The sequence below is a fragment of the Salipiger sp. genome (genome assembly GCF_048261495.1).
In the GTDB taxonomy this organism is placed as follows: Bacteria; Pseudomonadota; Alphaproteobacteria; order Rhodobacterales; family Rhodobacteraceae; genus Salipiger.
Map to the genome: position 1 here is coordinate 148,635 of NZ_JBLXFX010000002.1, position 26,316 is coordinate 174,950.

At 67.9% G+C, this 26,316-nt stretch carries 28 protein-coding genes; 17 read left to right on the top strand and 11 right to left on the bottom strand.

The window, feature by feature from the left end; genetic code table 11:
• Window positions 1–54 precede the first annotated feature (54 nt).
• A complete protein-coding gene (gene hemE / locus ACN0RJ_RS04170) occupies window positions 55–1,119 on the bottom strand; it encodes a uroporphyrinogen decarboxylase (protein ID WP_417723494.1) in 1,065 nt (354 codons plus the stop codon).
• An 87-nt stretch (window positions 1,120–1,206) separates the two neighbouring features.
• On the opposite strand from hemE, the gene hemC reads away from it, so the two are divergent.
• On the top strand, window positions 1,207–2,166 hold the full coding sequence (gene hemC / locus ACN0RJ_RS04175; RefSeq protein ID WP_417719385.1) for a hydroxymethylbilane synthase: 960 nt from the start codon (window positions 1,207–1,209) through the stop codon (window positions 2,164–2,166).
• 133 nt (window positions 2,167–2,299) lie between these two features.
• Here hemC and ACN0RJ_RS04180 read toward each other — a convergent pair whose 3' ends face one another.
• From ACN0RJ_RS04180 to ACN0RJ_RS04190, 3 genes are all read right to left on the bottom strand, one after another.
• Window positions 2,300–3,286: a quinone oxidoreductase family protein gene (locus tag ACN0RJ_RS04180; RefSeq protein WP_417719386.1), complete on the bottom strand. Its 987-nt coding sequence runs from the start codon at window positions 3,284–3,286 to the stop codon at window positions 2,300–2,302.
• Between the two features lie 111 nt (window positions 3,287–3,397).
• The gene (locus tag ACN0RJ_RS04185) at window positions 3,398–4,381 is read right to left on the bottom strand and encodes an NAD(P)H-quinone oxidoreductase (protein ID WP_417723495.1); all 984 of its coding nucleotides are present in this window, start codon (window positions 4,379–4,381) and stop codon (window positions 3,398–3,400) included.
• 10 nt (window positions 4,382–4,391) lie between these two features.
• Window positions 4,392–5,078 carry a COQ9 family protein gene (locus ACN0RJ_RS04190; RefSeq protein ID WP_417719388.1) on the bottom strand — a complete coding sequence of 229 codons (687 nt, stop codon included), beginning with the start codon at window positions 5,076–5,078 and terminating at the stop codon, window positions 4,392–4,394.
• Window positions 5,079–5,278: 200 nt separating this feature from the next.
• On the opposite strand from ACN0RJ_RS04190, the gene rpsU reads away from it, so the two are divergent.
• Window positions 5,279–5,485, top strand: a complete 207-nt coding sequence (gene rpsU / locus ACN0RJ_RS04195) for a 30S ribosomal protein S21 (RefSeq protein WP_036556662.1) — start codon at window positions 5,279–5,281, stop codon at window positions 5,483–5,485.
• A gap of 283 nt (window positions 5,486–5,768) precedes the next feature.
• Here the strand turns inward: rpsU and ACN0RJ_RS04200 are convergent, their stop codons facing one another.
• Both ACN0RJ_RS04200 and ACN0RJ_RS04205 read right to left on the bottom strand, forming a co-directional pair.
• The gene (locus ACN0RJ_RS04200) at window positions 5,769–7,199 is read right to left on the bottom strand and encodes a D-alanyl-D-alanine carboxypeptidase family protein (protein WP_417723759.1); all 1,431 of its coding nucleotides are present in this window, start codon (window positions 7,197–7,199) and stop codon (window positions 5,769–5,771) included.
• Window positions 7,200–7,528: 329 nt separating this feature from the next.
• On the bottom strand, window positions 7,529–8,227 hold the full coding sequence (locus ACN0RJ_RS04205; RefSeq protein ID WP_417723496.1) for an HAD family hydrolase: 699 nt from the start codon (window positions 8,225–8,227) through the stop codon (window positions 7,529–7,531).
• Window positions 8,228–8,350: 123 nt separating this feature from the next.
• On the opposite strand from ACN0RJ_RS04205, the gene clpS reads away from it, so the two are divergent.
• Genes clpS through hemF form a run of 4 tightly spaced genes read left to right on the top strand, consistent with a single transcriptional unit; the run spans window position 8,351 to window position 11,491 of the window.
• Entirely contained in the window at window positions 8,351–8,689 is a 339-nt protein-coding gene (clpS, locus tag ACN0RJ_RS04210) for an ATP-dependent Clp protease adapter ClpS (RefSeq protein WP_417719562.1), read from the top strand.
• 28 nt (window positions 8,690–8,717) lie between these two features.
• Window positions 8,718–9,695: a class I SAM-dependent methyltransferase gene (locus ACN0RJ_RS04215; protein WP_417723497.1), complete on the top strand. Its 978-nt coding sequence runs from the start codon at window positions 8,718–8,720 to the stop codon at window positions 9,693–9,695.
• Between the two features lie 40 nt (window positions 9,696–9,735).
• The gene (locus tag ACN0RJ_RS04220; protein ID WP_417719391.1) at window positions 9,736–10,539 is read left to right on the top strand and encodes an SDR family NAD(P)-dependent oxidoreductase; all 804 of its coding nucleotides are present in this window, start codon (window positions 9,736–9,738) and stop codon (window positions 10,537–10,539) included.
• Window positions 10,540–10,597: 58 nt separating this feature from the next.
• Complete coding sequence (gene hemF / locus ACN0RJ_RS04225; protein WP_417723498.1) at window positions 10,598–11,491, top strand: oxygen-dependent coproporphyrinogen oxidase; 894 nt, start codon at window positions 10,598–10,600, stop codon at window positions 11,489–11,491.
• 66 nt (window positions 11,492–11,557) lie between these two features.
• Here hemF and ACN0RJ_RS04230 read toward each other — a convergent pair whose 3' ends face one another.
• Together ACN0RJ_RS04230 and ACN0RJ_RS04235 are read right to left on the bottom strand one after the other, a co-directional pair.
• Window positions 11,558–12,097: a pseudouridine synthase gene (locus tag ACN0RJ_RS04230; RefSeq protein WP_417723499.1), complete on the bottom strand. Its 540-nt coding sequence runs from the start codon at window positions 12,095–12,097 to the stop codon at window positions 11,558–11,560.
• Complete coding sequence (locus ACN0RJ_RS04235; RefSeq protein WP_417723500.1) at window positions 12,091–12,555, bottom strand: nucleoside deaminase; 465 nt, start codon at window positions 12,553–12,555, stop codon at window positions 12,091–12,093. Before ACN0RJ_RS04235 ends, ACN0RJ_RS04230 begins: the two co-directional genes overlap by 7 nt.
• 78 nt (window positions 12,556–12,633) lie before the next feature.
• On the opposite strand from ACN0RJ_RS04235, the gene ACN0RJ_RS04240 reads away from it, so the two are divergent.
• From ACN0RJ_RS04240 to ACN0RJ_RS04275, 8 genes are all read left to right on the top strand, one after another.
• Entirely contained in the window at window positions 12,634–13,446 is an 813-nt protein-coding gene (locus ACN0RJ_RS04240; protein ID WP_417719395.1) for a pseudouridine synthase, read from the top strand.
• Window positions 13,447–13,544: 98 nt separating this feature from the next.
• Window positions 13,545–13,742: a hypothetical protein gene (locus ACN0RJ_RS04245; protein WP_417723501.1), complete on the top strand. Its 198-nt coding sequence runs from the start codon at window positions 13,545–13,547 to the stop codon at window positions 13,740–13,742.
• A gap of 11 nt (window positions 13,743–13,753) precedes the next feature.
• On the top strand, window positions 13,754–14,590 hold the full coding sequence (locus tag ACN0RJ_RS04250) for a hypothetical protein (protein WP_417719397.1): 837 nt from the start codon (window positions 13,754–13,756) through the stop codon (window positions 14,588–14,590).
• A gap of 174 nt (window positions 14,591–14,764) precedes the next feature.
• Window positions 14,765–15,658, top strand: a complete 894-nt coding sequence (locus tag ACN0RJ_RS04255; RefSeq protein WP_417723502.1) for a 5-bromo-4-chloroindolyl phosphate hydrolysis family protein — start codon at window positions 14,765–14,767, stop codon at window positions 15,656–15,658.
• A gap of 32 nt (window positions 15,659–15,690) precedes the next feature.
• Window positions 15,691–16,893: a toxic anion resistance protein gene (locus ACN0RJ_RS04260; protein ID WP_417719399.1), complete on the top strand. Its 1,203-nt coding sequence runs from the start codon at window positions 15,691–15,693 to the stop codon at window positions 16,891–16,893.
• Between the two features lie 5 nt (window positions 16,894–16,898).
• Window positions 16,899–17,873, top strand: coding sequence for a DUF2927 domain-containing protein (locus ACN0RJ_RS04265; protein ID WP_417723503.1), 975 nt, complete (start codon window positions 16,899–16,901; stop codon window positions 17,871–17,873).
• 51 nt (window positions 17,874–17,924) lie between these two features.
• Window positions 17,925–18,350 (top strand): globin domain-containing protein, encoded by a 426-nt coding sequence (locus ACN0RJ_RS04270; protein WP_417723504.1) that lies wholly within the window; start codon window positions 17,925–17,927, stop codon window positions 18,348–18,350.
• 103 nt (window positions 18,351–18,453) lie between these two features.
• Window positions 18,454–19,578: an SPFH domain-containing protein gene (locus tag ACN0RJ_RS04275; protein ID WP_417723505.1), complete on the top strand. Its 1,125-nt coding sequence runs from the start codon at window positions 18,454–18,456 to the stop codon at window positions 19,576–19,578.
• A gap of 34 nt (window positions 19,579–19,612) precedes the next feature.
• Here the strand turns inward: ACN0RJ_RS04275 and ACN0RJ_RS04280 are convergent, their stop codons facing one another.
• Complete coding sequence (locus ACN0RJ_RS04280) at window positions 19,613–20,182, bottom strand: hypothetical protein (RefSeq protein WP_417723506.1); 570 nt, start codon at window positions 20,180–20,182, stop codon at window positions 19,613–19,615.
• A gap of 126 nt (window positions 20,183–20,308) precedes the next feature.
• Between ACN0RJ_RS04280 and ACN0RJ_RS04285 the strand changes: the two genes are divergently transcribed.
• The 3 genes from ACN0RJ_RS04285 to dtd all read left to right on the top strand — a co-directional run bounded on the left by ACN0RJ_RS04285 (window position 20,309) and on the right by dtd (window position 22,806).
• Entirely contained in the window at window positions 20,309–21,397 is a 1,089-nt protein-coding gene (locus ACN0RJ_RS04285; protein WP_417723507.1) for a primosomal protein N' (replication factor Y) - superfamily II helicase, read from the top strand.
• A 69-nt stretch (window positions 21,398–21,466) separates the two neighbouring features.
• Complete coding sequence (locus ACN0RJ_RS04290) at window positions 21,467–22,366, top strand: carbohydrate kinase family protein (protein ID WP_417723508.1); 900 nt, start codon at window positions 21,467–21,469, stop codon at window positions 22,364–22,366.
• Complete coding sequence (gene dtd, locus ACN0RJ_RS04295; RefSeq protein ID WP_417723509.1) at window positions 22,363–22,806, top strand: D-aminoacyl-tRNA deacylase; 444 nt, start codon at window positions 22,363–22,365, stop codon at window positions 22,804–22,806. Before ACN0RJ_RS04290 ends, dtd begins: the two co-directional genes overlap by 4 nt.
• Window positions 22,807–22,950: 144 nt before the next feature.
• Here dtd and ACN0RJ_RS04300 read toward each other — a convergent pair whose 3' ends face one another.
• Complete coding sequence (locus ACN0RJ_RS04300; RefSeq protein ID WP_417719407.1) at window positions 22,951–24,132, bottom strand: HlyD family efflux transporter periplasmic adaptor subunit; 1,182 nt, start codon at window positions 24,130–24,132, stop codon at window positions 22,951–22,953.
• Window position 24,133: 1 nt separating this feature from the next.
• Entirely contained in the window at window positions 24,134–26,311 is a 2,178-nt protein-coding gene (locus ACN0RJ_RS04305) for an ATP-binding cassette domain-containing protein (RefSeq protein ID WP_417723510.1), read from the bottom strand.
• Window positions 26,312–26,316: the final 5 nt, after the last annotated feature.

The window sequence follows — 26,316 nt, forward strand, 5'->3', positions numbered from 1 at the left end:
ACAGGACAGGGACTGCAAGGCGGCTTGCCCCGCCCCCGGGGCAGGCCGGGACCGTCAGACGCCGCAGTCCGCACCGCCCCCGGTATCGCGCCGGGTTTCACGCACCGTGTCGATCATCAGCTTCACGTTCTCCGGGTCCGCATCCGGCGTGATCCCGTGTCCGAGGTTGAAGATATGCGGACCGTTGCCGAAGGCCTCCACCACCCGGCGCGTCTCGGCCACGAGGGCGTCGCCCCCGGTCACCATGTGGGACGAGGCGAGGTTGCCCTGCACGCAGCCCGATACCTGCACGTGTTCGGCCGCCCATTCCGGCGTCACGCTGTCGTCGACCGCCACGCAGTCGGCGCCGGTCGCGGCGTGAAAGCCGACATAGCCCGCGCCGGCCTGCCGCGGAAAGGCGATGACCGGCAGACCGGGGTGGCGCGACTTCAGTTCCTGCGTGATCCGCCGTGCCGACTCCCGCGCGTACAGGGCGAAATCCGCATCATCCAGCGACCCGGCCCAGGAATCGAACAGCTTCACCACCTCGGCCCCGGCCTTCACCTGCTCCGAAAGGTAATCCACGGTGGATTCCTCGAGCCGCGCCATGATCTTCTCGAACAGCGGCCGGTTCTCGGCCTTGAGCGCATGCGCCGGGCCCTGGTCCTTGGTGCCGCGCCCGGCGATCATGTAGGTCGCCACCGTCCAGGGCGCCCCGGCAAAGCCGATCAGCGTCGTCTCCTCAGGCAGGGACCGGCGCAGCCGCCGCACGGTTTCGTAGATCGGCGACAGCGTGTCGTGGATCATCTCCCCGCGCCCCAGCTTGTCGAAATCGGCCTCGGTCGTGACGGTCGACAGGCGCGGCCCCTCGCCGGTCACGAACCACAGATCGCACCCCAGCGCCTGAGGCAGCAGCAGGATGTCGGCAAACAGGATCGCCGCGTCGAACCCGTAGCGCCGGATCGGCTGGAGCGTGACCTCGGCCGCAAGCTCCGGGTTGTAGCAGAGCGACAGGAAATCCCCCGCCTCCGCCCGCGTCGCGCGGTATTCGGGCAGGTAGCGCCCCGCCTGCCGCATCATCCAGATCGGCGGCACGGGCAACACTTCACCGGCCAGCGCGCGCAAGATCGTCTTGGTCATTCGGAGCCTCCCGTCCGTGGTCCCGGCGGCAATATGTCAAAACCGGCGCCATTGCCACCGCGCAAGGCGCGACATAAAGCTTGGCCCATGACCGACACGCTCCCCACCCCCTCCGCGCCGCTCCGGATCGGCACCCGCGGCTCCCCCCTGGCGCTGGCCCAGGCGCATGAAACCCGCGACCGTCTCGCCGCCGCCTTCGGCCTCGCGCAGGCGGCCTTCGCTATCGTGGTCATCAAGACCACCGGCGACGACCGCACGCTGATCGACAAGGACGTGCCGCTCAAGACCATCGGCAACAAGGGCCTCTTCACCAAGGAGATCGAGGACCAGCTCCTCGACGGCGGCATCGACATCGCGGTCCATTCGATGAAGGACATGCCGACCCTCCAGCCCGCGGGCCTGCGTCTCGACTGCTACCTCCCGCGCGAAGACACGCGCGACGCCTTCGTCTCGCCGCAGCACGCCGCCATCGCGGATCTGCCGCAGGGCGCCACCGTCGGCACCTCGTCCCTGCGCCGCCGCGCGCAGCTGCTCCACCGCCGGCCCGACCTCCGCGTCGTGGAATTCCGCGGCAACCTCCAGACCCGGCTGAAAAAGCTCGACGACGGCGTCGCTTCCGCGACCTTCCTCGCCATGGCCGGCCTGCGCCGCATGGGCCTGACCGAGGTCGCCCGCGCCCCCATCGCCCCGGAGGACATGCTCCCCGCCGTCGCCCAGGGCGCCATCGGCATCGAACGGCGCGAGGACGACGCGCGCACCGCACGGATGCTGGCAGCGATCCACGACGGCGCGACGGGCCTGCGCCTCACCGCGGAACGCGCCTTCCTCGCCGAGCTCGACGGCTCCTGCGAAACTCCCATCGCCGCCCTGGCCGAACTCGACGGTCCGACCCTGCGCCTGCGCGGAGAGATCCTGCGCCCCGACGGCAGCGAGGCGCACGGCGCCGAAACCGCCGGCCCCGCCGCAGAGGGCGCAAGCCTCGGCCGCAGCCTCGCCCGCCGCTTGCGCGACAGGGCCGGTCCCGGCTTCTTCGACTGGCGGGGCTGACCCCGCAGCTTCTTCGGTTCGAAAATATCCCGGGGTGAATTGAGGCCCCCGGCCTCAAGAGGGGCAGCGCCCCTCGACCGCCGGGGGCCGCCAAAGGCGGCACCCGGCTCGGGCCAGCGCGCGTCAGCGCCCCTCAGCCGAGCGTCAGGATCGTCTGGCCGGTGGTCTTGCGCGCCTCCAGGGCGCGATGCGCCGCGGCGACCTCCGCCAGCGGAAAGCGCTGCTCGATGCGGATGCTCACCGCCCCCGAACTCACCTTTCCGAACAGCATCGCCGCCATCTCCTGGCAGGCGGCGTGATCGGAGATATGGGTGAACAGCGTCGGGCGCGTCAGCTTCAGCGACCCCTTCTGCCCGAGAATTCCGAGGTTGAACGCCTCCACCGCCCCCGAGGCATTGCCGAAGGAGATCATCATCCCCAGCGGCTTCAGCGAATTCAGCGAGCCCTCGAAGGTCGACTTGCCCACGGAATCCATCACCACGTCGACCCCTGCGCCGCCGGTCAGCTCGCGCACCTTGGCCGGCCACTCCGGATCGCGGTAATCGATGCAGACATCCGCACCGTGGGCCTCGGCCAGCGCGCATTTCTCCGGCGACCCGGCAGTACCGATCAGCCGGATGCCCTCGGATTTCGCCCATTGGCAGGCGATCAGACCGACCCCGCCCGCGGCGGCATGGAACAGCACGGTATCCCCGGCCGCGAGCGGCGTCGTCCGGTGGAACAGGTACTGCACCGTCAGCCCCTTGAGCATCATCGCCGCACCTTCCTCGAAGGAGATGTCCTCGGGCAGGCGGCAGACCTGCGCGGCGGGCATCACCCGCCCCTCGGTATAGGCACCCGGCGGCGCCGCGGCATAGGCGGCGCGATCCCCGACCACCAGATGCGTGACCCCCTCGCCCACGGCTTCGACCACGCCCGCGGCCTCCATGCCCAGCGCATGCGGCAGCGTCATCGGGTAGAGCCCCGAGCGCTGGTAGCAGTCGATGAAGTTCAGCCCGCAGGCCTCGTGGCGGATGCGGATCTCGCCCGGGCCGGGCTCTCCGACCTCCCGCTCGACGATCTTCAGCGCCTCCGGGCCGCCGTGTTCCTCGATGATGACGGTTCTTGCCGTATCGGCCATGTCCTGATCCTCCCGATGTTCGGAACCTGTTTTCGGCGCCGACCTTGCGCCGGGTCGCCGGCGCGCGCAAGGGTCGGCCGCCACCGCGCGCCCGACGCCGGCGCCCGGCCGTCAGGCGACCTTGAGGACGATCTTGCCCACGTGGGTCGAGCCTTCCATCCGCGCATGCGCCGCCGCGGCCTCGGCCAGCGGGAATTCGGAATCCATCACCGGCGCGATCTTGCCCGCGGCCAGCAGCGGCCAGACCCGCGCCTTCAGCGCCCCGGCGATGCGGCCCTTGGCCAGCACGCTCTGCGGACGCAGGGTCGAGCCGGTGATGGTCAGCCGCCGCATCATCACCTGCGCAAAGTTCAGCTCGACCTTGGGCCCTTCGAGAAAGGCGATCTGCACCAGCCGCCCGTCATCCGCCAGCGCCTTGACGTTGCGCGGCAGGTAGCTGCCCCCGACCATGTCGAGGATCAGATCGGCGCCGCCCTCGGCACGCAGCACCTCGACGAAATCCGTCTCGCGATAGTTCAGCGCCCGCTCGGCCCCGAGTTCCTCGCAGACCCGACACTTTTCGGCGGAGCCCGCCGTGGTGAACACCCGCGCCCCGAAATGGGCGGCAAGCTGGATCGCCGTCGTCCCGATGCCCGACGAACCGCCATGCACGAGGAACCGCTCCCCGGCGGTCAGCGCACCGCGTTCGAAGACATTGGACCAGACGGTGAAGAAGGTCTCCGGCAGGCAGGCCGCCTCGCGCAGGGCCATGCCCTCGGGCACGGGCAGGCAATGGGCCGCCGGGGTCGCCACGTATTCCGCGTATCCGCCCCCCGGCAGCAGCGCGCAGACGTCCTCTCCGACGGCGGGCCAGGTCACGCCCTCGCCCACCGCGACCACGACGCCCGACGCCTCGAGTCCCGGCAGATCGCTCGCCCCGGCGGGCGGCGCGTAGGACCCCGCCCGCTGCAGCGCATCAGGCCGGTTCACCCCGGCCCAGGCGACGCGGATGACCACCTCGTCATGCGACGGCTGCGGCACCGGCCGCTCGCAGGAGGTCAGAACCTCCGGACCGCCGGGGCGGGAAATCTCGACGGCATGCATGGTTTTCGGCATGGAACCCCTCCTAACGCGGGGCGGTCCATCCCCCCGGCACGTTCATGTCCTTCTGCGCCTGAGGCGCGCGCACCTTGCTTAACACCCGTTCCGGCCCGGCGAAAACCCGTTTCAGCAAGGGGTTGTCGCGGAGCGCGGCCTTGGTCTTTTCAAAGCGCATCACATCCTCGATGCGCCGGTCGAGAAAGGCCCGGGTGGCCTGGTGATCGACGGAGTCGTCGCCGAGCCAGTACAGCACGGTCGAGGAATAGACCCCGGACAGCGTGGCCCGCTTGGAATACCAGTTGAAATCACGTGCCGTATCGCCGAGCGCCGCCCAGATCGCATCGGCGGTGCCCCAGATCAGCTTTGCCCCGTCGGGCGCATACATCGGCAGCGCGAACAGCGACATCCCGCGCCGGACCGCCTCGCGGTCCTTGACCACCTCGAGCCGGGTCTGCACGGCAAAGGCGACGCGGTCGCGGTAGCGCATGGCGGACAGGTCGGTTTCCGCGACCTTGCGGACCATCGCCGCATCGCCGCGCTTGTGAAATGCGATCGCGAGATCGACCGCGCCTCGTGGATACAGCCCCCGCGCGACCACCGGGTCCACGGCCGCCTCCGCCACCGCCTCCCGGAAGGTCGTCTCCGACCAGCCATCAAAGGCGACATGGTTGAGCGCCGCATCCAGCAGGCGCCCCGAAACATCGTCAGTCATGGGCACTCTCCTTCGACTCCTGAGAGCCATCATATAGCGCGTTTGCACGAAATGCGACCTGATGCGCGGGGGCGGGCACGGCTGTTGCGTGTCGGACTGACGCTGCGTCGCGCCAGTCTGGACAAAGGGCGCGGGCTTTGCTATGGACCGGCTTCCTGCAATTCCTTGCAACTCAAACTTAGAAAGGTGGTGAAAACCACATGCAGGTCAGTGTTCGCGACAACAACGTCGATCAGGCGCTCCGCGCTCTGAAGAAGAAGCTGCAGCGTGAAGGTGTCTTTCGTGAGATGAAGCTTCGGCAGCATTTCGAAAAGCCTTCCGAGAAGAAAGCACGCGAGAAGGCCGAGGCCATCCGCCGCGCCCGTAAGCTCGCACGCAAGAAGGCCCAGCGCGAAGGGATGCTCTGACGTCCCGCGCCAGGTCGGGCAGCCGCCCTTCCGACACAAGAAGACGACCCCCGGGGCGAGAGCCTTTCGGGGGTTTGTCATTTCCGGCGGTCCGATTTCGACGAATCACCACCATGTCACGGCCCTCGCACCTGACGGACATGGCCATGCAGCTTCGGTCGGCCTCGCCGAACCGCAACGAACGGCCGGGCAAAAGAAAACCCCCGGTGCATGCGCCGCCGGGGGGTAGTCTTCTGGAGGTCGGCCGGCGCTTGGGACACCGGCCGTCTTGAAAGTCTTGGGGTCAGCTCGGCCCGATCATGAAGCAGGTGACCTGGCGGGCCTGCAGGCGGCGGCAGGCAAGGTCGGCCGTCTCGCGCGTGAGCCCCATGAAGTTCGCATCGTATCCGCCCTTCCGGTTGACCACCTTTCGCAGGCTGCCGTCAAGCGTGCTGACTTCCATCAGCGCGGTCTGCAGCAGGATCTTCTCGGCGGCATAACTGCTCGAATAGCGGCCCACGTTGATTCCCCAGTGACGTCCGCCCGAGGTCGAGACCCGCTCAACCACTTCCTGCGGCTGCGGCGCCTGCGTTTCTGCAGATGCCAGGGCCTCGGCGGTGGCTTCCGCCCCGCCGGCGCTGGCAAGCAGCACGGCCTGCGGACGGCGCACGGGCTTGATCGAGGATTCCGGTGCGGCGCCATCGGCAAGGGTAGCGACGACCGGCGCGGCTTCGGCGGCAGCGGCTTCGGCCACCGCGGCAGCGGCATCGGCCACCTGCACCTCTTCGAGTACGGAGGTGATGTCGTCCTTCACCTCGGCCACCAGCGGCGCCACGTTCGGCGTCTCCGAGCCCGGGCGATGCTGCGGCCGCAGGCTGCGGGTCACGGCGGCGGCGACCACGCGGATGGTTTTGCCGCGCAGGCCGTCCGGCGACGGGTCGGCGGTCTTTGCGACGACGACCTCGGGGTTGTCGACCTTGCCCTCATAGGCAGGCTTGTCCGGCTTGCTCAGCGCGACGTTGTTCTTGTTGTTGCGGAATCCGAGGTCCAGCAGTTCGGCGACACGGGCGTTGCGCGCCGGGGTGGAGGCGCCGCCGAAGACCGTCGCGATGATGCGCTCGCGGCCACGCTCGGCAGAGGCCACGAGGTTGAACCCGGCGGCACGGGTGTATCCCGTCTTGATGCCGTCGGCGCCCTTGTAGGTCTGCAGGATCTTGTTGTGGGAATAGACGGTCTTGACCCCGGCATCGGTCGCGTTGCGGGAAAACAGGCCGTAGTATTCGGAGTAGTCGTAGATCAGGTGACGCCCGAGAATCGTCATGTCATGCGCGGTCGACAGGTGACCTTCCTCGGTCAGGCCGTGCGCGTTCTTGAAGGTGCTGCGCGTCATGCCGAGGTTCTTGGCCGTGCGGTTCATCCGCCGCGCGAAGGCCGCTTCGGACCCCGAGATCGCCTCGCCGATGGCGGTCGCCGCGTCATTGGCGGATTTCACCGCCGCGGCGCGCACCAGGTAGCGCAGCTTGATCTTCTGACCGGCCTTGAGACCCAGCTTCGACGGCGGTTCGTTCGCGGCATTGCGCGACACCGTGACCACCGTATCCATGCTGAGTTCGCCATGCTCCACCGCCTCGAAGGCGATGTAGAGCGTCATCATCTTGGTGAGCGATGCCGGATGCAGCCGGGTATCGGCATTCTCCGCATGGATCACCTGACCCGACCTGGCATCCATGACCATCGCGGCATAGGGGGCCGCACGCGACGCCAGGGGCACCGCGATCAGGAACCAGATGAGTGTGAATATATACAGGCCAAATCGGCCCGGCTGCTGCCTGCGCCGTCCCGTCACGGTTGTCCGCCTTCTACTGCCTCGCGCCCCCGATTCTTTTTGCGATGATCGGTGAGCATTTGTTTTGATTTGAACAAAGGCTAACACGGAGATGACTTTAAATAAACCCCGCAATGCCTTGATTAAGGGGGGTTTTCGCCGATCCAAAAATCCACATCTAGTATCGGCGGCCGAGTCGGTCCCAAGGGAGGCGATTGTGGCAGGAATGTGGCGAAGGGTCAGCCGATCCGGCGGACCAGCTCGGGCAGACCGCCGAGGTCGGGCAGTTCTCGGAACTTCGGATGATCCGGCTTCTCGGCATGTTCCAGAGCCCACATCAGATCATGCGGCACGTGGGTGCCCCACCCGCCCGCGTCGATGGCCGGTCGGACGTCGGATTTCAGGGAATTGCCCACCATCATGGCCGCCGCGGCCCCGCCCGGACAGGCGCCGAAGATCCGGGCATAGGTCGCGGCCTGCTTGTCCGACACGATCTCGACAGCGTCGAACAACTCTCCCAGGCCGGACTGCGCCAGCTTGCGCTCCTGATGCAGCAGATCGCCCTTGGTCACGAGAACCAGCCGGTGCGTGTCGGCCAGTGCCTCGACCGCCTCGCGCGCATGGGGAAGCAACTCCATCGGGTGATTCAGCATCTCCTGCCCGGCCTTGAGGATGTCGCCGATCACCGCCCCCGGCACCCGGCCCTCCGTGACCTCCACGGCGGTCTCGATCATCGACAGGACAAAGCCCTTCACCCCGAAGCCGTAGTGCCCGATATTGCGCCGTTCGGCTTCAAGGAGACGCGCCCCGAGGTGCTCCCGGTCGGCGTGATCGGCCAGCAGATCCGCGAATCGCTCCTGCGTGAGCGAGAAGAATCGTTCGTTGTGCCAGAGCGTATCGTCGGCATCGAAACCGATTGTTTGCAGAATCCGGGTCATATGGGCACTACTCCGCGTCCTGCCCCTTTCCTCCGGGGGCGCTCCGAATTATATAGACCCTTCAAACCCGGAACCGCAAAGCGCAAGCGACCCGTGATGAAACACCCCGAAACGGACATGACCATGGTGATCGTCGGCACGACGCCGGACAAACCCGGCGGCGATGACAGCGACGCGAACGTCGTTGTCCAGACCAAGCCCAAGACAAAGCGCCCGCCGCTCTACAAGGTGCTTCTGCTGAACGACGACTACACGCCGATGGAATTCGTCGTGCACGTTCTCGAGCGGTTCTTCGGCATGACCCACGCGCAGGCCTTCGAAATCATGCTGACGGTGCACAAGAAGGGTGTCGCCGTCGTCGGCGTGTTCAGCCACGAGATCGCGGAGACGAAGGTCGGCCAGGTGATGGATTTCGCGCGCCGCCACCAGCATCCGCTGCAATGCACAATGGAAAAGGAATGAGCCGCCTCTTCGCCGCGGCTGTCCTGCCATGACCTCCGACCGATTGAGCCATGCTGTCGAGGCAGGAATGACCCTGCCGGCGACCGGTCGTATCCTGCTGTTGGGGGCACCGGGCGACCTGGACCTGCGCGATTTCCCGGAGGACCGCTGCGACGTGGTGCAGGGCTTCCGGCCCGACCATGACGCCTGGGCGGCACGCGGCCTGCCGGTCTCGACCGAAGCGGGCGGTGACCACGGCGCGGCGGTCGTCTTCCTGCCCCGCGCCCGCGACCGGGCCGAGGCGCGGATCGCGGCGGCCTGCGCCGCGGCGCCGGGCGGGCTGATCGTGGTGGACGGCCAGAAGACCGACGGCGTCGAATCCATGCTGCGCGCGGTCAAGGCGCGGGTGCCCGTGGCCGGGCACGTTTCCAAGGCGCATGGAAAGTGCTTCTGGTTTACCGCCTCGGATGCCTTCGCCGACTGGGCGCGCGGCCCGGCGTGCAACGCCCACGGGCACTGGACGGCACCGGGCGTTTTCTCCGCCGACGCGCCGGACCCCGGCAGCGAAAGGCTGCTCGCCGCGCTGCCGCCCAAGCTGGGCGGGACGGTCGCGGACCTCGGCGCGGGCTGGGGCGGTCTCGCCTCCGGGCTGCTGACGCGCGACGGCATCCGCACCCTGCATCTGGTCGAGGCCGACCATGCCGCGCTCGACTGCGCGCGCCGCAATGTCGAGGATGCCCGCGCCGTGTTCCACTGGGCCGACGCGACACGGTGGAAGCCGACTTCCCCGATCGACACCGTGGTGATGAACCCGCCTTTCCACCAGGGCCGCCGCGCCGATCCCGCCATCGGTCAGGCCTTCATCACCGCCGCTGCAAAGGCGCTGAAACCGACGGGGCACCTCTGGCTCGTCGCGAATCGCCACCTGCCCTATGAATCCGTGCTGGAAAGCCGCTTCCGCGAGACCGCCGAAGTGTCCGGCGACGCCCGGTTCAAGATCCTTCACGCCTCCCGCCCCGCACGGTGACCCCCCTCCGCGTCCCGCCAAACAGCAAGGACCCCGATTCATGAGCCTCTCCATCGAAGGCAAGACCGCCATCGTCACCGGTGCCGCCAACGGGCTCGGCCTGGCCATCGCCCGCCATTTCGCCATGAAGGGCGCGAATGTCATGTTCGCCGACATGGACGAAAGCAGACTGGCCAAGGAATGCACCGCCGCGCGCGAGGAAGACAGCAAGATGCGGTATTTCGCCGGGGACCTGCGCGAGCGCCTGACGCTTGCCAACCTGCTGTCGGCGACCATCGACGCCTTTGACCGGGTCGATATTCTCGTCAACGGATCGCGCCAGCTGGTCTGGTCGGACCCGCTCGACGTGCAGGACGACTCGATGGATGCCGCGCTGGGCCAGAACCTGATGCCGGCGCTTCGCCTGAGCCAGATCGTCGCCAAGCGCATGATCAAGCAGGCCGAGGGGCAGGACGGCGGCCAGGCCGGGGCGATCATCAACATCACCTCCATCGCCTCGCGACGCACCCATCGCGATCTGCTGGGCTATTCGGTGTCCTGCGCCGCGCTCGACCAGATGACCCGCTCGCTTGCCGTGGCCCTCGCCCCGCACCGCATAAGGGTCAACGGCCTCGCCTTCGGCTCGGTGATGTCGGCGAGCCTCAAGGAACTTCTCAAGGCGACCCCCGACTACCGCAAGGAGATCGAGGCGCACACGCCGATGGGCCGGATCGCCGCCCCGACGGAGATCGCGGAAGCGGTCCAGTTCCTGGCCTCGGACGGGTCCGGCTTCATGACCGGCCAGATCATGACGCTGGACGGCGGCCGCACCCTGCTAGACCCGGTCGCCGCGCCGGTGCACTGAAGGCGCTTGCCCCGCTTCGGGCTTGACGCTACCCCCGGCACGGGGAGGAGATCAGGACATGACCGATACCGATTTCACCGAGCGCAAGGCCCGGGCCTCCGACTGGTTCCGCAACCTGCGGGACGAGATCGTCGCCGCCTTCGAGACGCTGGAGGCGAACCACGCCTCCGGTCCGTTTTCCGACGAGCCCCCCGGCCGGTTCGAGGTGACCCCCACCACGCGCCGGAGCGACGACGGCTCGGACGCCGGCGGCGGCGTGATGAGCGTCCTGCGCGGCGGACGGGTCTTCGAAAAGGTCGGGGTCAATGTCTCGACGGTCTACGGCACGCTCGGGGCCGCGGCGCAGAAGGCGATGGCCGCGCGCGGCGTTCCGGGGATCGAGCTGGACCCCTCGTTCTGGGCCTCCGGCATCTCGCTGGTCGCCCACATGCGCAATCCGCAGGTGCCGGCCGTCCACATGAACACGCGCATGTTCTGGACACCGCATGCCTGGTGGTTCGGCGGCGGGTCGGACCTCAACCCGGCCCTGGAATACGCCGAGGACACGGCGCATTTCCACGCGGTGCAGAAGACCTTTCTCGACCCGCACGGCACGCAGCTCTACCCGGAACTGAAGGCCTGGGCGGACGAGTACTTCTTCATCCCGCATCGCAACCGCGCCCGCGGTGTCGGCGGCATCTTCATGGACGACCGCAATACCGGCGATTGGGAGGCCGATTTCGCGCTGGTGCAGGACATCGGACGCGCGTTCCTGCCCGCCTTCGTCCCGCTGGTCGAGCGGCGCCGGGGCGCGGAGTTCACCGAGGCGGACCGGGACACGCAGCTCGTGCACCGCGGCCTCTATGCGGAATACAACCTTGTTCACGACCGGGGCACGAAGTTCGGCCTGGCCACCGGCCACGATGCGAATGCCGTACTGATGAGCCTTCCGCCGCTGGCGAAATGGGTCTGAGCGGCGCGCCCCAAATTCCTTGAAAAGGAATTTGCAAATCTTTTCGCAAAAGATTTGCGCCAGGCCTCAGGCCTCGCGCCAGCACCCGGGTTCGAGACCGCTCACCGACCAGTCCCCGATCGACCAGCGCACCAGCCGCAGGCAGGGCAGGCCGACATGGGCGGTCATCCGGCGCACCTGGCGGTTGCGCCCCTCGGTGATCGTGATTTCCAGCCAAGCGTCCGGAACGCTCTTGCGATACCGCACCGGCGGCACGCGGGGCCAGAGATCCGGGGGATCGATCCGGCGGACCTCCGCGGGCCGGGTCGGGCCGTCCTTGAGCGCCACGCCGCGTCGCAGCTGGTCGAGGCTGGCATCCTCCAGATCGCCTTCCACCTGGACGAGGTAGGTCTTGGGTTTGCGGAACTTCGGATGCGCGATGCGCGCCTGCAGGCGTCCGTCATCGGTGAGCAGGAGCAACCCCTCGCTGTCCCGGTCCAGCCGCCCGGCCGGGTAGACCCCCTTGACCGCGACCAGATCGGACAGCGTCGCTCGCGGAGATCCGGCGTTCCCTGCATCGGTGAACTGCGACAGCACGCCGAAGGGTTTGTTCAGCAGGATCAGCACGTCCCCTCCTCCCGCCGCGCGGCAAAGAAGGCCCGGAGAATTGCCTGCGATTCCTCATCCGCGATCCCGTCGTAGACCTCCGGCACATGGTGGCATTGGGCATGGGCAAAGACCCGCGCCCCCTGCGCGACACCGCCCGACTTCGGATCCGCCGCGCCGTAATATAGCCGGCGGATCCGCGCAAACGAGATCGCGGCGGCGCACATGGGACAGGGTTCCAGCGTCACGTAGAGATCATGGTCGATCAGCCGTTCCGAGCCGATCGCCGCGCAGGCCGCGCGCAGGGCCAGCACCTCGGCATGGGCGGTGGGATCGGTCAGTTCCCGCGTGCGGTTGCCCGCCGTCGCCACGATATCGCCGGAGGGCGCGACGACCACGGCGCCGACGGGGACCTCGCCGCGCTGCGCGGCGGCGCGGGCTTCGGCCAGGGCGGCCTCCATATGGCTGCGGAACGTCATGGCGCGCCTCATACCCCGGGTGCCGACGCTTGGCGAGGCACCTTCCCCACCGCATCGCTTTGCGTTATGGCAACGCGTATGAACAAGCCCCCCGCCCGCCCGCAACAGACCGTCCCCGGAGACCGGATCGCCAAGGTGCTTGCCCGCGCCGGGGTGGCCTCGCGCCGCGAGGCGGAGCGCATGATCGAAATGGGCCGCGTCTCGGTCAACGGCCGGATCATCGAGCGCGCCGCGCTCAACGTGACCGAGGCCGACCGTATCGCCGTGGACGGCAAGCCGATCGAGGCGGCACAGGCAGCGCGCCTCTGGCTCTATCACAAGCCTCCGGGGCTGGTGACGACCACCAAGGACGAACAGGGCCGCCCGACGGTCTATGACGACCTGCCCGACGATCTGCCGCGGGTGATGAGCGTCGGACGTCTCGATCTCAATTCCGAGGGCCTGCTGCTGCTCACCAATGATGGCGGCATCAAGCGCCGTCTCGAACTGCCCTCGACCGGCTGGCTGCGCCGCTACCGGGTCCGGGTGAACGGCCGGCCGAGCGACGACATGCTCGCCCCGCTGCGCGCCGGGCTCGTGGTCGACGGCCAGGTCTTTCAGCCGATGCAGGTGACGCTCGACCGCCAGCAGGGCGCCAACGCCTGGCTGACCATCGGCCTGCGGGAGGGCAAGAACCGCGAGATCCGGCGGGCGATGACCGACATCGGCCTCACGGTGAACCGGCTCATCCGCGTCTCCTACGGGCCCTTCCAGCTCGGCGAACTGAAGCCCGGCGAGGTCCAGGAGGTGCGCGGCCGCGTGCTGCGCGACCAGCTCGGACTCGACGGCGCCGAACCCGACCGGCCCAAGCCGAAGCGTCAGCGGCGGCGCGCGGATGGCGGGAAACCCTGATCCCCGCCTGTTTGCAAAGCCTTAACCAAGATTAAGAAATCGCGTTTTTTCCCGCGATCTGCCCCGTTTTCGCCCGGATTCGCGCCCACCTTCGGCGCATGATGACAACGCTTCTCGCCATAGCAATTCTCTCGGGTACGACGCTGCTGGTTCTCGGCAGCCTGCGTTCCGTGGCGCAGGATACCTATGACGCGCTGCACCAGGTGCTGCGCCAGCTTCGCCATGGCAGAGACATGATCGCCGCGGGCGCCTTCGCGATCCTGTGGCTGCTGATCTTCGGCCTGAGCTATTTCTGAATGGAGCCGGCATGACGACCCGAATCGGCCGCCCGGCGTCAGGGCAGACCACGCAACCGCCTCTGGATACCGGCCTCGGCATGCTGCTGCTTGCCGCCTTTCCGATGATCCTGCTGCTGTTCCAGGGCTCGATGGCCACCGCGCTTGCCGCGGTCCTGCAACTCGGCCTGCTGCTTACCGCCGTCGGGCTGATCCACCGCGGGCAGGAAATCCGTCGCGACTACGACCTGGACGAGACCGCCAGGGCACCGCGCCTGCCGCGCAAGGCGCTCGGCTCCGTCCTGCTCGGCGTTCTGGTGATGATCCTGGCGGGGCACCATTTCTCCGACCTGCTCTTTCCGCTGGTTCTGGGCGCGATGGCCACCGGCCTCTCCCTCGCCGCCTTCGGGCTCGACCCGCGTACCGACAAGCGCGCCGAGGACCCGGAGCGCGAACGCCGTCTCCGGATGGAGGGTGCGCTCGAGCGGATCGAACGGGACCTGAAGGCCCCCGTGCTCGAGGTCGAACCGCTCGGCGATGCGGAACTCACCCGCCGGGTGGATGCGCTGACCACCGGGGTCTTCGTGCTGGTCCGCACCCTCGGTGAACGGCCCGCCGACATTGACCGCCTGCAAAAACCGGTGTCGAAGTTCATCGAGATCATGACCCGCGAAAACCGCACGCTGATCGAGCGCTGGAAGGGCCGCGACCGCGCCCTCGCCCGCCAGCGCTACCTTGCCCGGGTCTCCGCCCTGGCAGAGGCCTTCGGCGAACGCGCCCGCTCCAAGGGGGCCAGGACCGGGCGGGATGTCTTCGAAATCGAGGCCGACCTGCTCTGGAACCGCATGCACCGCGACCGCGCGGCGTGACGCAAAACCGGCCCAGTTTCCCCTAGCAAGTCCGGATGATAGTCCCTAAGTTTGCGCTGAACGGCGAAAAACCGGAGGGGGCCATGTCCGGCTCTGCGTTGCAGAAAGTCACCTACGTACTTCTGATCGTGCTCCTTTTCGGGGTCACGTCGGGATGGCTCGGGGGGCTCTGACATGGCGCGACGCTATGGCGGAAAATTCAGCCCCGACGGCACCGATCCGGGGACCGGGACGACCGGCGCCGAGACCTCGCACTACCGCGGGGCCAAGGTCGATCCGGTCGGCGCGCGGTCCAACGTTCTGTTCGTGCCCCCCATCGTGCTGGCCGCCACCTCGCTCGGGGACGGGGCCGCCGGGCTCGCCACCGGGCTGATCGGCGCCGGGGCGCTGCTGCTCGGGGCCTGGCTGTTGCGCGACGGCCTGCGTGCGCAGGCGCTCTACGAGGAGCGCCGCGTCGCCCGGCGCCCCGCCATCCCGCGCAAGCTGCTGGCCGCCGGCGCGGCCGGGATCGGCGTCGCGATCGCCGCCTGGAAATCCGAACCCGGCCTCGTCGCGCCGGTCATCTACGGCCTGTCCGCCATCGCGCTGCACGTCGGGGCCTTCGGCATCGACCCGATGTCCGACAAGGGCATGGAGGGGATCGACACCTTCCAGCAGGATCGCGTCGCCCGCGTCGTGGACGAGGCGCGGACCTATCTCGACGCGATGGAAGACGCGGTGCGCCGGGCCGACGACCGCCAGGTCGAGGCGCGGGTGGAGCGGTTCCGCTCCAAGGTGTCCGAGATGATCCGCACGGTCGAGGAAGATCCCCGCGATCTTTCTGCCGCGCGCAAGTATCTCGGCGTCTACCTGATGGGCGCGCGCGATGCCGCGGTCAAATTCGCCGACATCTACAGCCGCACGCAGGATCGCGGGGCGAAATCCGATTTCATGATGCTTCTGACCGACCTCGAAGAGGGATTCAGCCAGAAGAACCGCAAGTTGCTGCTCGACAACAACGCCGACCTGACGGTCGAAATCGACGTGCTGCGCGAAAGACTGCAGCGCGAGGGTGTCCGGCTCGACTGAGCCGGAGTGCAGACGAGAACGGGGGACCACCGATGTCTGAGAACGTGAGAGCCGAGGCGCAGAAGGCCGTGGCGATGGTTGATGAAGTGACGACCGCGATCCTGCCCGAACCGGCCGAGGCAAACGCGATCGTTCCCCTGGCCTCCGCCACACCCGACGTCAGCGACGAGATCCGCTCGCGCATGGCGGAAATCGACATGGGCGACACCAACTCCATCGTCTCCTTCGGGTCCGCCGCCCAGGCCGAGCTGCAGGAAATCTCCCAGGCGATGCTGGCCGACGTGCGCAACAAGGATGTCGGCCCCGCGGGTGACAGCCTGCGCAACATCGTGACCACGATCCGGGGCTTTTCGGTGTCCGAGCTGGATGTGCGCCGCAAGCAGAGCTGGTGGGAAAAGCTGCTCGGCCGCGCTGCGCCCTTCGCCAAGTTCACCGCCAAGTTCGAGACCGTGCAGGGCCAGATCGACAGGATCACCGATGACCTGCTCAAGCACGAACACACGCTGCTGAAGGACATCAAGTCGCTCGACCTGCTCTATGAGAAGACCCTTCAGTTCTACGACGAACTGGCGCTCTACATCGCCGCGGGCGAGGAAAAGCTCAAGGAACTGGACTCCGTGGTGATCCCCGCCAAGGAGGTCGAGGTTCAGGCCGCCCCCGAGAACGACCAGGTGATGCTCGCCCAGGAACTGCGCGATCTGCGCGCCGCGCGCGACGACCTCGAACGCCGGGTGCACGACCTGCGCCTGACCCGCCAGGTGACGATGCAATCGCTGCCCTCGATCCGGCTGGTGCAGGAAAACGACAAGTCGCTGGTGACCAAGATCAATTCGACCCTCGTCAACACCGTGCCGCTCTGGGAAACCCAGCTCGCGCAGGCGGTGACGATCCAGCGCAGCGCCGAGGCCGCCAAGGCCGTGCGCGAGGCCAACGATCTCACCAACGAGCTGCTGACCTCCAACGCCGCGAACCTGCGCGAGAGCAACAAGATGATCCGCGAGGAAATGGAGCGCGGCGTCTTCGACATCGAAGCGGTGAAACAGGCCAATGCCGATCTTGTCGCGACGATCCAGGAAAGCCTGCAGATCGCCGACGAGGGCAAGGCGCGCCGCGCCAAGGCCGAGGAAGAGCTGAAGAAGATGGAGCACGAGCTGCGCGACACGCTGGCGTCGGCCAAGGCCCGCAAGGACGGGATCGGCGACAATGCGGGCACCTCCGTGCCGCCGAGGGGCTGACGGCCATGCGGCACGGCTGGTCACGCACGGCACTTGCGGCGCTCTGTCTTGCGGGCCTCACGGCCTGCGAGACCTCGACGCTTGCGCCGCGCCGGACCGAAGTCGCGCCGCATTCCCGCCCGGACGGCCTGAAACCGCCCGAAGCGCCGGTGAAGCCGGTGGAACAGGGGCCGTCCAGGGCCAGCGAGGATCTGAAGCTCTATTATGCCCGCGTCCAGGCCGACCTGCTGGCCCAGGGGCTGCTGCGCACCGATGGCGGCGGCCCGGACACACCCTTTACCGACACCATGCTGATGCGCAATTTCGAGCGCATCGCGCTGGCCGAGGAATATGAACGCGGCGCCGGACTGCGACCCTCTGCGGGAGAGCTCGGTTTCATCAAGAAATGGGTGCGCCCGATCCGCGTCACCACGGAATTCGGCGCCCATGTGCCGCAGGATCAGCGCGTGACCGACGTCAATCAGGTTACGCAGTACGTCAACCGGCTGGCGCGGGTGACGGGGCATCCGATCTCCATGACCAAGGGCGAGGCGAATTTTCACGTTCTGTTCATGTCAGAGGATGACAAGGACACGATCGCGCCGCGAATCCGGGAACTGGTGCCCGACGTGAACCCCTCCGCGCTCGACCTCTTCAACGATCTGCCGCGCTCCATCCATTGCCTGGTCATTGCCTTTTCCGAAGAGGAGGGCGGCTATGATTACGGCATGGCGATCGCCGTCATCCGGTCCGAACACCCGGATCTGCTGCGCCGCTCCTGCATCCACGAAGAGGTCGCGCAGGGGCTCGGGCTCGGCAATGACAGCCCGCAGGCCCGGCCGTCGATCTTCAACGACGACGACGAGTTCGCCCTGCTGACCACCCATGACGAGACCCTGCTCAAGCTGCTATACGATCCCGCGGTCAAACCCGGCATGACGGCAGACGAGGTGCGGCCGATCATCCGCAGCCGGATCGCGGTTCTTCTCGGCGGCCTTTAACCCCATTTCCACGATTCGCCTGCTATCCCCTCCCGAAAGAGGAGGCGAACGATGTTCGAGGAACAGGTCAAGCAAACCGTCCGTTCCGGGCTCGCGCGTCTGCGCGGCTCTCCGGGAAACGTCACCCGGGATTTCTATGACCACCTGTTCAAGGCCGCGCCATCCGTCCGCCCTCTGTTCCGCGACGATGTGGACGTGCAGGCGGACAAGCTGCTCGACATGCTGGTGGTGCTGGTCCAGTCGCTCGACCACCTCCAGGAACTGGTGACGGAGATCGAGTCGCTCGGCGTCCGGCACGCGGCATACGGCGTCAAGGAAGAGCATTACATCCTCGTGGCCAGGGTGCTGATGGCGACCCTGCGCGACCACATATCGAACTGGTCCGACCAGGATGAAAACGCCTGGGGGATGCTGCTCGACTACGTTGCGGACCTGATGATCACCGGCGCCCGCGAGGCGAACGGCGCCGCCGCCTGATCCCGCCCCGGGAAGGTCGGCGGGAATTTCCCCGCGCGCCCGCTTGTGTCACGGGACCCCGTGGTTAAGTTAGGGGCAGACGCAAAAGCTCCAAGGGGCGGCCATGGGCATTCTCGACTTTCTCTCCGGACAGTTCATCGACGTGATTCACTGGGTGGACGACACCCGGAACACAATGGTCTGGCGGTTCGAACGCTACGGCCACGAGATCAAGTACGGCGCCAAGCTGACGGTGCGCGAAGGACAGGCCGCTGTCTTCGTGCACGAAGGCCAGCTGGCGGATGTCTTCACCCCCGGTCTCTACATGCTCGAGACCAACAACATGCCGATCATGACCTCGCTCCAGCACTGGGATCACGGCTTTCGCTCGCCGTTCAAGTCGGAGGTCTATTTCGTCAACACCACCCGGTTCAACGGCCTCAAATGGGGTACGAAGAACCCGATCATGTGCCGCGACCCGGAATTCGGCCCAGTGCGTCTGCGCGCCTTCGGGACCTATTCGGTGCGGGTCAGCGACCCGGCGAAATTCCTCAAGGAGATCGTGGGCACCGACGGCGAATTCACCGCGGACGAGATCAGCTTCCAGATCCGCAACATCATCGTGCAGGAGTTCTCGCGGCTGATCGCCGGCTCAGGCATTCCGGTGCTCGACATGGCCGCCAACACCGCCGATCTGGGCAAGATGCTGGCCGACGGCATCTCCTCCACCATCGCCGAGTACGGTCTCACCCTGCCCGAGCTCTATATCGAGAACATTTCCCTGCCCGAAGCCGTCGAGGCCGCGCTCGACAAGCGCACCTCGATGGGGGTGATCGGCAACCTCGATGCCTATACCAAGTTCCAGGCCGCCGAGGCGCTGGGACAGGACGGATCAGCCGCCGGGCAGGCCATGGGCACCGGATTCGGCGCCGGTCTCGGCATGGCGATGGGTGCGCAGATGACCGGCGCGCAGGCCGGCCCTTGGGGTGCCCGCGCCCCTGCGCCCGCGGCATCGGCCCCGCCGCCGCCGCCTCCGCCGCCGGTCGAACACGTCTGGCATGTCGCCGAGAACGGAGAGACGAAGGGCCCCTTCTCCAAGGCGCGCATGGGTCGCATGGTGACCGAAGGCGGGCTGACCCGCGACAGCTACGTCTGGACGCAGGGCCAGGACGGCTGGAAAAAGGCCGAGGACGTGACCGAGCTTGCGCAGCTCTTCACCATCATGCCGCCGCCGCCTCCGGGCGCCTGACGGCCTGACCGCGCGCTGCAACGGGTCCGCCCCGTCAGCGGTAGCGCGGTTCCAGCGCCCCCATGAGCACCGGCCCGGTGCAGGCATCGCCGGGAAACCGGTAGCTGTCCGGCGCCGGGGTTGCCGGCATCGGCCGCGACGGAAACACCCGCGAGTCGTTCAGCAACTTGCCGTCGAGACAGAGATCCTGCGCCGCGTTGCCGATGTTGAAACCGAACCCGCCGTCGCCGCAATCGGTCCCGAAACCGTCCATGTTCCAGGCCTGCGGCATCGGCTGGCCGGGCCCGTAGACCGGGAAATCGGGAACGTCGGGGCGAAAGGTCAGGATCCAGGTGGTCTCCTCGTTCAGCATTCCCAGCGCCCACCGACCGATCGGCGCGCCGTCGCGAAAGCCTTCCACCACGAAACACTGCACGTCCCGCGCGGTCACGATCCCCTCTGCCGCCAGTTCCGCATCGAAGGACAGCGCGCCCTTCATCGAATAGCCGCCCGAGCCCTGCCACTCGAAGACATAGGCGGCATCCTGCGCGGCGAGCGGCGCTCCGGCGGCGGCGAAAAGCACCGTCAGGGCCGCGATCCGGCGGCCTATCGCGCCTTTCCACATGATCTGCCCCCTCCCGGTCCCGGCATCGTTCCGCCGGAGCCTAACCTCCCCCGGGGCTGAGGAAAACCGGTTCCCTCCCGCCGCCGCGCACACTAAGTTGTGCCTGCCGGACAGGAGACCCCGAGCATGGACGAAGAACACCGTTTTCCCTGCGAAAACTGCGGTGCGGATTACCGCTACGACCCGGCAAGGGGGGAGCTGATCTGCGACCATTGCGGCGATGTGAAAAAGATCGCCGGGCCGGGGCCGTGGGAGGGCGGGATCCGGGAACTCGACTTCCGGACCGCGATGGACAACCTCCTGCCGCTGCAGGAGATGGAGGATCTCCGCGTCACCCGTTGCCCGAATTGCGGCGCCGAAGTGGAATTCGATCCCGACTCCCATGCCACGGAATGCCCGTTCTGCGCCACGCCCGTGGTGACCGACACCGGCACCCACCGCCAGATCAAGCCGCGCGGCGTGCTGCCCTTCGCGGTCAATGCCGACGCGGCACGCGACGCGATGAACGACTGGCTGGGGCGGCTCTGGTTCGCGCCGAACGGCTTGCAGGAATATGCCCGCAAGGGTCGCAAGATGCAGGGCATCTACGTGCCCTACTGGACCTATGACGCACAGACCGCCTCGGGATACAGGGGCGAGCGCGGGACGATCTACTACGAAACCCGCCAGGTGATGCGCGACGGCAAGATGCAGACGGTCCGCGTGCAGAAGATCCGCTGGCGCCCGGTCAGCGGGAAGGTGGCGCGGTTCTTCGACGATGTGCTCGTGCTCGCCTCGCGCTCGCTTCCCAAGAAATACACCGATGCGCTGCAGCCCTGGGATCTGACCCGGCTCGAACCCTACCGGCCGGAATTCCTCGCCGGGTTCCGGGCCGAGGGCTACCAGGTCGATCTGGACGAGGGCTATTCCGAGGCCCGCGCCATCATGGATCGCCAGATCGAGCGGGACGTGAAGTTCGACATCGGCGGCGACCAGCAACGCATCCACCGGATCGACACCGACATCTCGGCCGTGACCTTCAAGCACGTGCTGCTGCCGGTCTGGCTGGCCGCCTACAAGTACCGGGGCGAAACCTATCGCTTCGTGGTGAACGGCGTCTCGGGAAAGGTGCAGGGCGAACGCCCCTGGTCGGCCTGGAAGATCGCGCTGGCGGTCCTGGGCGGGCTCATCCTCGCGGGGGGAATCGGTTACGCGATCTCGCTCGGACAGGTCTGACACCCATCGCCCCTTGCGCCGGGTGCCGCGGGACGGCAGGTTATAGCGCTAACATTGAGGGAGAGAGACATGATCCTCTGCTGCGGCGAATCTCTGATCGACATGCTTCCGCGCGAGACGGCTGCGGGCGAGCCCGCCTTTTCGCCCGTCGCGGGCGGGGCCGTTTTCAACACCGCCATCGCGCTCGGGCGGCTCGGCGCGCCGTCGGGGTATTTCGGCGGCCTCTCCACCGATCTCTTCGGGCAGATCCTGGAACGGGCGCTCGAAGCCTCGGGCGTGGACCACTCGCTCAGCCGGCGGTCGGACCGCCCGACCACGCTGGCCTTCGTCACCCTGACCGACGGACAGGCGCGCTATGCCTTCTACGACGAGAACACCGCCGGCCGGCTTCTGACCGAAGCCGATCTGCCCGATCTCGGCCCCGAGGTCGAGGCGCTGTTCTTCGGCGGCATCAGCCTGGTGCCGACGCCCTGCGCAGACAGCTACGCCGCGCTCTGCGCCCGTGCCGGCAACCGCCTCGTGATGATGGACCCGAACATCCGCCCCGGCTTCATCACCGACGAGGCGTCCTACCGCGCGCGGCTTTCGGCCATGCTGGCCCGCGCCGACGTGGTCAAGATCTCGGACGAGGACATGGACTGGCTCGGAACCACCGCCGAATCCCTGATCGACGGCGGCAGCGCGCTGGTGCTGGTGACGCGCGGCGCGGACGGGATCGACGCGATCTCGGCCTCCGGGCACATGTCGGTGCCCGCGCGCAAGGCGGTCGTGGTCGACACGGTCGGCGCGGGCGACACCTTCAACGCCGGGTTCCTGGCCGGGCTCGCGCGTGCCGGGCTGCTGGCGCGCACGGCGCTCCGGTCGGCCTCGCTCGACGCGCTGCACGACGCGGTGGCGCTGGGGGCGGCGGCGGCCTCGGTCACGGTCAGCCGCGCCGGGGCGAACCCGCCCTGGGCTTCCGAGCTGTGAGAGCGCTGATCCAGCGCGTCGCCGAGGCGCGCGTCGAGGTCGAGGGCGCGACCCTCGGCGAAATCGGCCCCGGCCTGCTGGTCCTGGTCTGCGCCATGCAGGGCGATTCCGAAGCCGAGGCCGACCGCCTCGCCGGCCGGATCGCCCGGCTGCGCATCTTCAGGGACGACGCCGGGCGCATGAACCTCTCCGTCCGCGACATCGGCGGCGCCGCGCTGGTGGTCAGCCAGTTCACGCTTGCCGCCGACACCTCGCGCGGCAACCGGCCCGGGTTCTCCTCCGCCGCCGCGCCCGAGGACGGCCGCCGCCTCTACGACCATTTCGCGGGCCGGCTCCAGTCCGAAGGCCTGCCCGTCGCCACCGGCCGGTTCGGCGCCGACATGAAGGTCTCGCTTCTCAACGACGGGCCGGTGACGATCTGGATGGATACCGCGGACTGACCGACAGCCGTCTTCGCGCGTGGTTCGAGGTTCCTGACCACGAAGAGACACAAGGCGCCCCGGACGGGGCAAGGGCGCGACTCCGCCCTTCTTCTTGTCCCAAATACGCCTCTTCGGGTGGCCCCCCGACACCCGCGCGGCGTCTCAGGGTTCGCGGAAGGCTTCCCGCGATTTGTAGAGCGGTTTCAGCAGGTACTGCAGCACGGTCTTTTCGCCGGTGTGCAGTTCCACCTGCGCCAGCATCCCCGGACGTATGTCGATTCCCGCCTGCCGGTCGGTCAGCGACGACAGGTCGACCCGCACCGTCACCTTGTAGTGGGGTTCGCTCTCGGGGCGGCGTTCGTCCTTGAAGGTGTCGGCCGAGATCACGTCGACCCGGCCCTTCAGCGTGCCGTAGATGGTGTAGTCATAGGCGGTCAGCTTGATCGTCGCTTCCTGTCCGCGCCGGATGTTGGCGATGTTCTCGGGTTTCACGCGGGCGTCGACGAAGAGCTGTTCGTCCATGGGAATGATCTGCAGGATCTCCTCTCCGGGGCGCACGACGCCGCCGATGGTCGTGACCTTCAACCCGTTCACCACGCCGTGCATCGGCGACACCAGGACCGTGCGGTTCAGTTGGTCCTGCGACGCCTTGAGGTTCTGGCGCAGCGTCGCCAGTTCCTTGAGCGTGTCGGAATAGCCCTCGGCGCGCGTCAGCTCGGTCCGGGTGACGATGTCGTCATAGCGGATCCGGGCATCCGCATAGGCCTTGCGCGCGCGGGTGACCTCGATCAGCGCGACGACCTTCTTGTCGAGCAGATCCTCGAGCAGCGCCATCTCCTGCCTTGCCTGTTCCAGAACCCGCTTCGCACCGGAAGCGCGGCTCAGGTAGTCCGCCTGCCCCGCCGCGAGCAGCGCGCGTTCCGACGTGACGATATCGGGCGAGCGCGCGGCGAGGGCGGCAGGCACCTCGAACGCGGCGTCTCCGGCCAGTTCCGCCTCCAGCCGCAGGCGGCGGATTTCCAGCGCGGTGATCTGGTCCTGCAGATCGTCGACGGAGGAGCGGAATTGCGTGCCGTGGAGCCGCGCCAGCACGTCGCCGCGCAGCACTTCGTCGCCCTCCCTGACCAGGAGTTCGGACAGGATGCCGCCTTCGAGGTTCTGGATGATCTGGGGACGGGAGGAGGAGATGATCTCGCCCTCGGCCCGCACGATCTCGTCCACCCAGGCATAGGCCGCCCAGAGGATGAACACCCAGACCGAGATGGCGCAGAGCCAGATGGTCAGGGACGGCCCCCTGAGATCCCTGAACACCTGTGCAGATAGGTTGGTCGCCGCGCCTGCCATATCAGCCCCCCTGCCCCGCGGTCCGCAGGTGGCTCAGCACCTGGTCGCGCGGTCCGTCGATGGCCATGCGCCCCCCGGCCAGGACCAGCGTGCGATCGGCAAGCGCGAGGATCGGCACCCGGTGCGTCGCGATCACCGAGGTGCGCCCCGCGAGCCAGCCTTCCAGCCGCGAGATCAGCGTCTTTTCCAGCGTCTGGTCGAGCGCGGCGGTCGGTTCGTCCAGCAGGCAGATCCCGGGATCCTGCAGCCAGAGCCGCGCCCAGCCGATGCTTTGCCTCTGTCCCACCGACAGCCCCTCGCCGCCGTCGCGGATGTCGAGGTCGAGCCCCTTGGGATGCGCCTTCACGTATTGGCCGAGCCCCGCGAAATCCAGCGCCTCGTAGAGGCGGTCGTCGTCGCGCTCCAGCATCGAGAGGTTGAGGTTGTCGCGCAGCCTGCCCTGGAACAGCCGCACGTCCTGCCCGAGATAGCCGATCCCCCGGCGCAGGTCGCGCGGTTCGATCTGGGCCATTTCGGTGCCGTCGATCATCAGCTTGCCCGAGGTCGGCGCGTAGAGCCCGGTCAGCATCTTGAGCAGGGTGGACTTGCCCGATCCGTTGGCGCCCAGCACCGCAACGGTCTGACCGGGCTGGATGACCAGCGACTTCAGCTCCACCACCGGCGCGCCGTCCGGATCGTAGCGAAAGGTGACGTCGCGCAGTTCGTAGGCGCCGCGCAGGGTCTCGCGGCGCAGGTAGCTGCGCGCGCCGTCGCGGTCCTGCGGCGCGTTCGCAACGCCGTCGAGCGCGTCCAGCGCGCCCCTGACGTTGCCCCAACGCGCCATGATGCCCGAAAGCTGGGTCAGCGGCGCCAGCGTGCGCGAGGTCAGGATGCCCGTCGCGATGATCGACCCCACGGTGAACTCCCCCGCGAAGACAAGGTAGGTGCCCGCGATCACCGCCGTCACGTAGGTGGCCTGCTGCACCCCGGCGCTCCAGAACGACAGGATCGCCGACAACCGCCGCTGTTCCGAGGATTTGAGCGACTGCACCGCCGTCAGCTCCTCCCAGATGCGGCGGAAGCGGTCTTCGGCGCGCTGCGACTTGATCGTGTCGATCTCGGACACGGTTTCCATGAGCAGGCGCGACTGGCGGGTCGAGGCGCCCTGCATCTCCTGCGTCAGGCGGATCATCCGCCGTTGCAGGAAGAAGCCCGGCAGCACCATCAGGACGCCGCCGAGGATCAGCACGCCGACCACAGGCCCGGCGATGGACCAGACCAGCAGCAGGAAGACGAAGATGAACGGGATGTCAGCCAGCGCCCCCACGGTCGAGGCGGTGAAGAATTCGCGCACCGAGGAAAACTCGCGCATGGAGGAGAACAGCGCCGAGGGCGACCGCCCCGGTGTGTCCGACCGCATCCCCAGCAGGCGCGACATCAGGAGTTCCTGCAGCGTCATCTCGATCTGCCGCCCCGCCCCGTCCATCAGCTGCGACCGCGCGATCTTGAGAAAGGCTTCGAGCAGCAGAGCGAGGAAGGCCCCCGCCGCCAGCACCCAGAGCGTGCTTTCCGACTGGTGCGGGATCACCCGGTCGTAGACCTGAAGCGAGAACAGCGCGACCGAGACCGCGAGCAGGTTGGCGACGAAGGACCCCAGCGCGACCTCGGCGAAATGGCGGCCGAACCGGTGGAACCGGCCCCAGAACCAGTGCGCCTGCCGGTCGACGGCAGCATGGGTGTCGGACAGGGTCCCGACCGGCGCTTCGGCCGCGATGAGCGTGCCCGAGAAATGCGGGGCGAATTCCTCCAGCGGCACTTCGGAGCGGCGGCCGGGGGCGGCGGCGTCATAGAGGATCAGGCCGCCGGTCTCCTGCCCCAGCACCAGCACCGCCTGTCCGTTCGACATCAGCGCCAGGGCCGGCCAGAGATCGGCGCTCAGCGGTCCGGGCCTGCGACAGTCCGCCAGCAGCCCCGCCGCCGCCAGCCCCGCGCGCAGCGCCTCCGGGCCGATGGCACCGTCGCGCCCCTCGTTGCGGGAAAGCGCCTCCAGGATGTCCGGGGCCTTGGCCTCGACCCCGCGCAGCCCGGCGATGACCCTGATCAGTTCGGCCCGGGCGCGGGCGCGGTCGGAATGCCGCGGGGCGCGCGCCGCTTCGTTCGCGGGCGCGGCGGGCGCCCCCTGCGCCTTGATGGCCGGCATCTGAA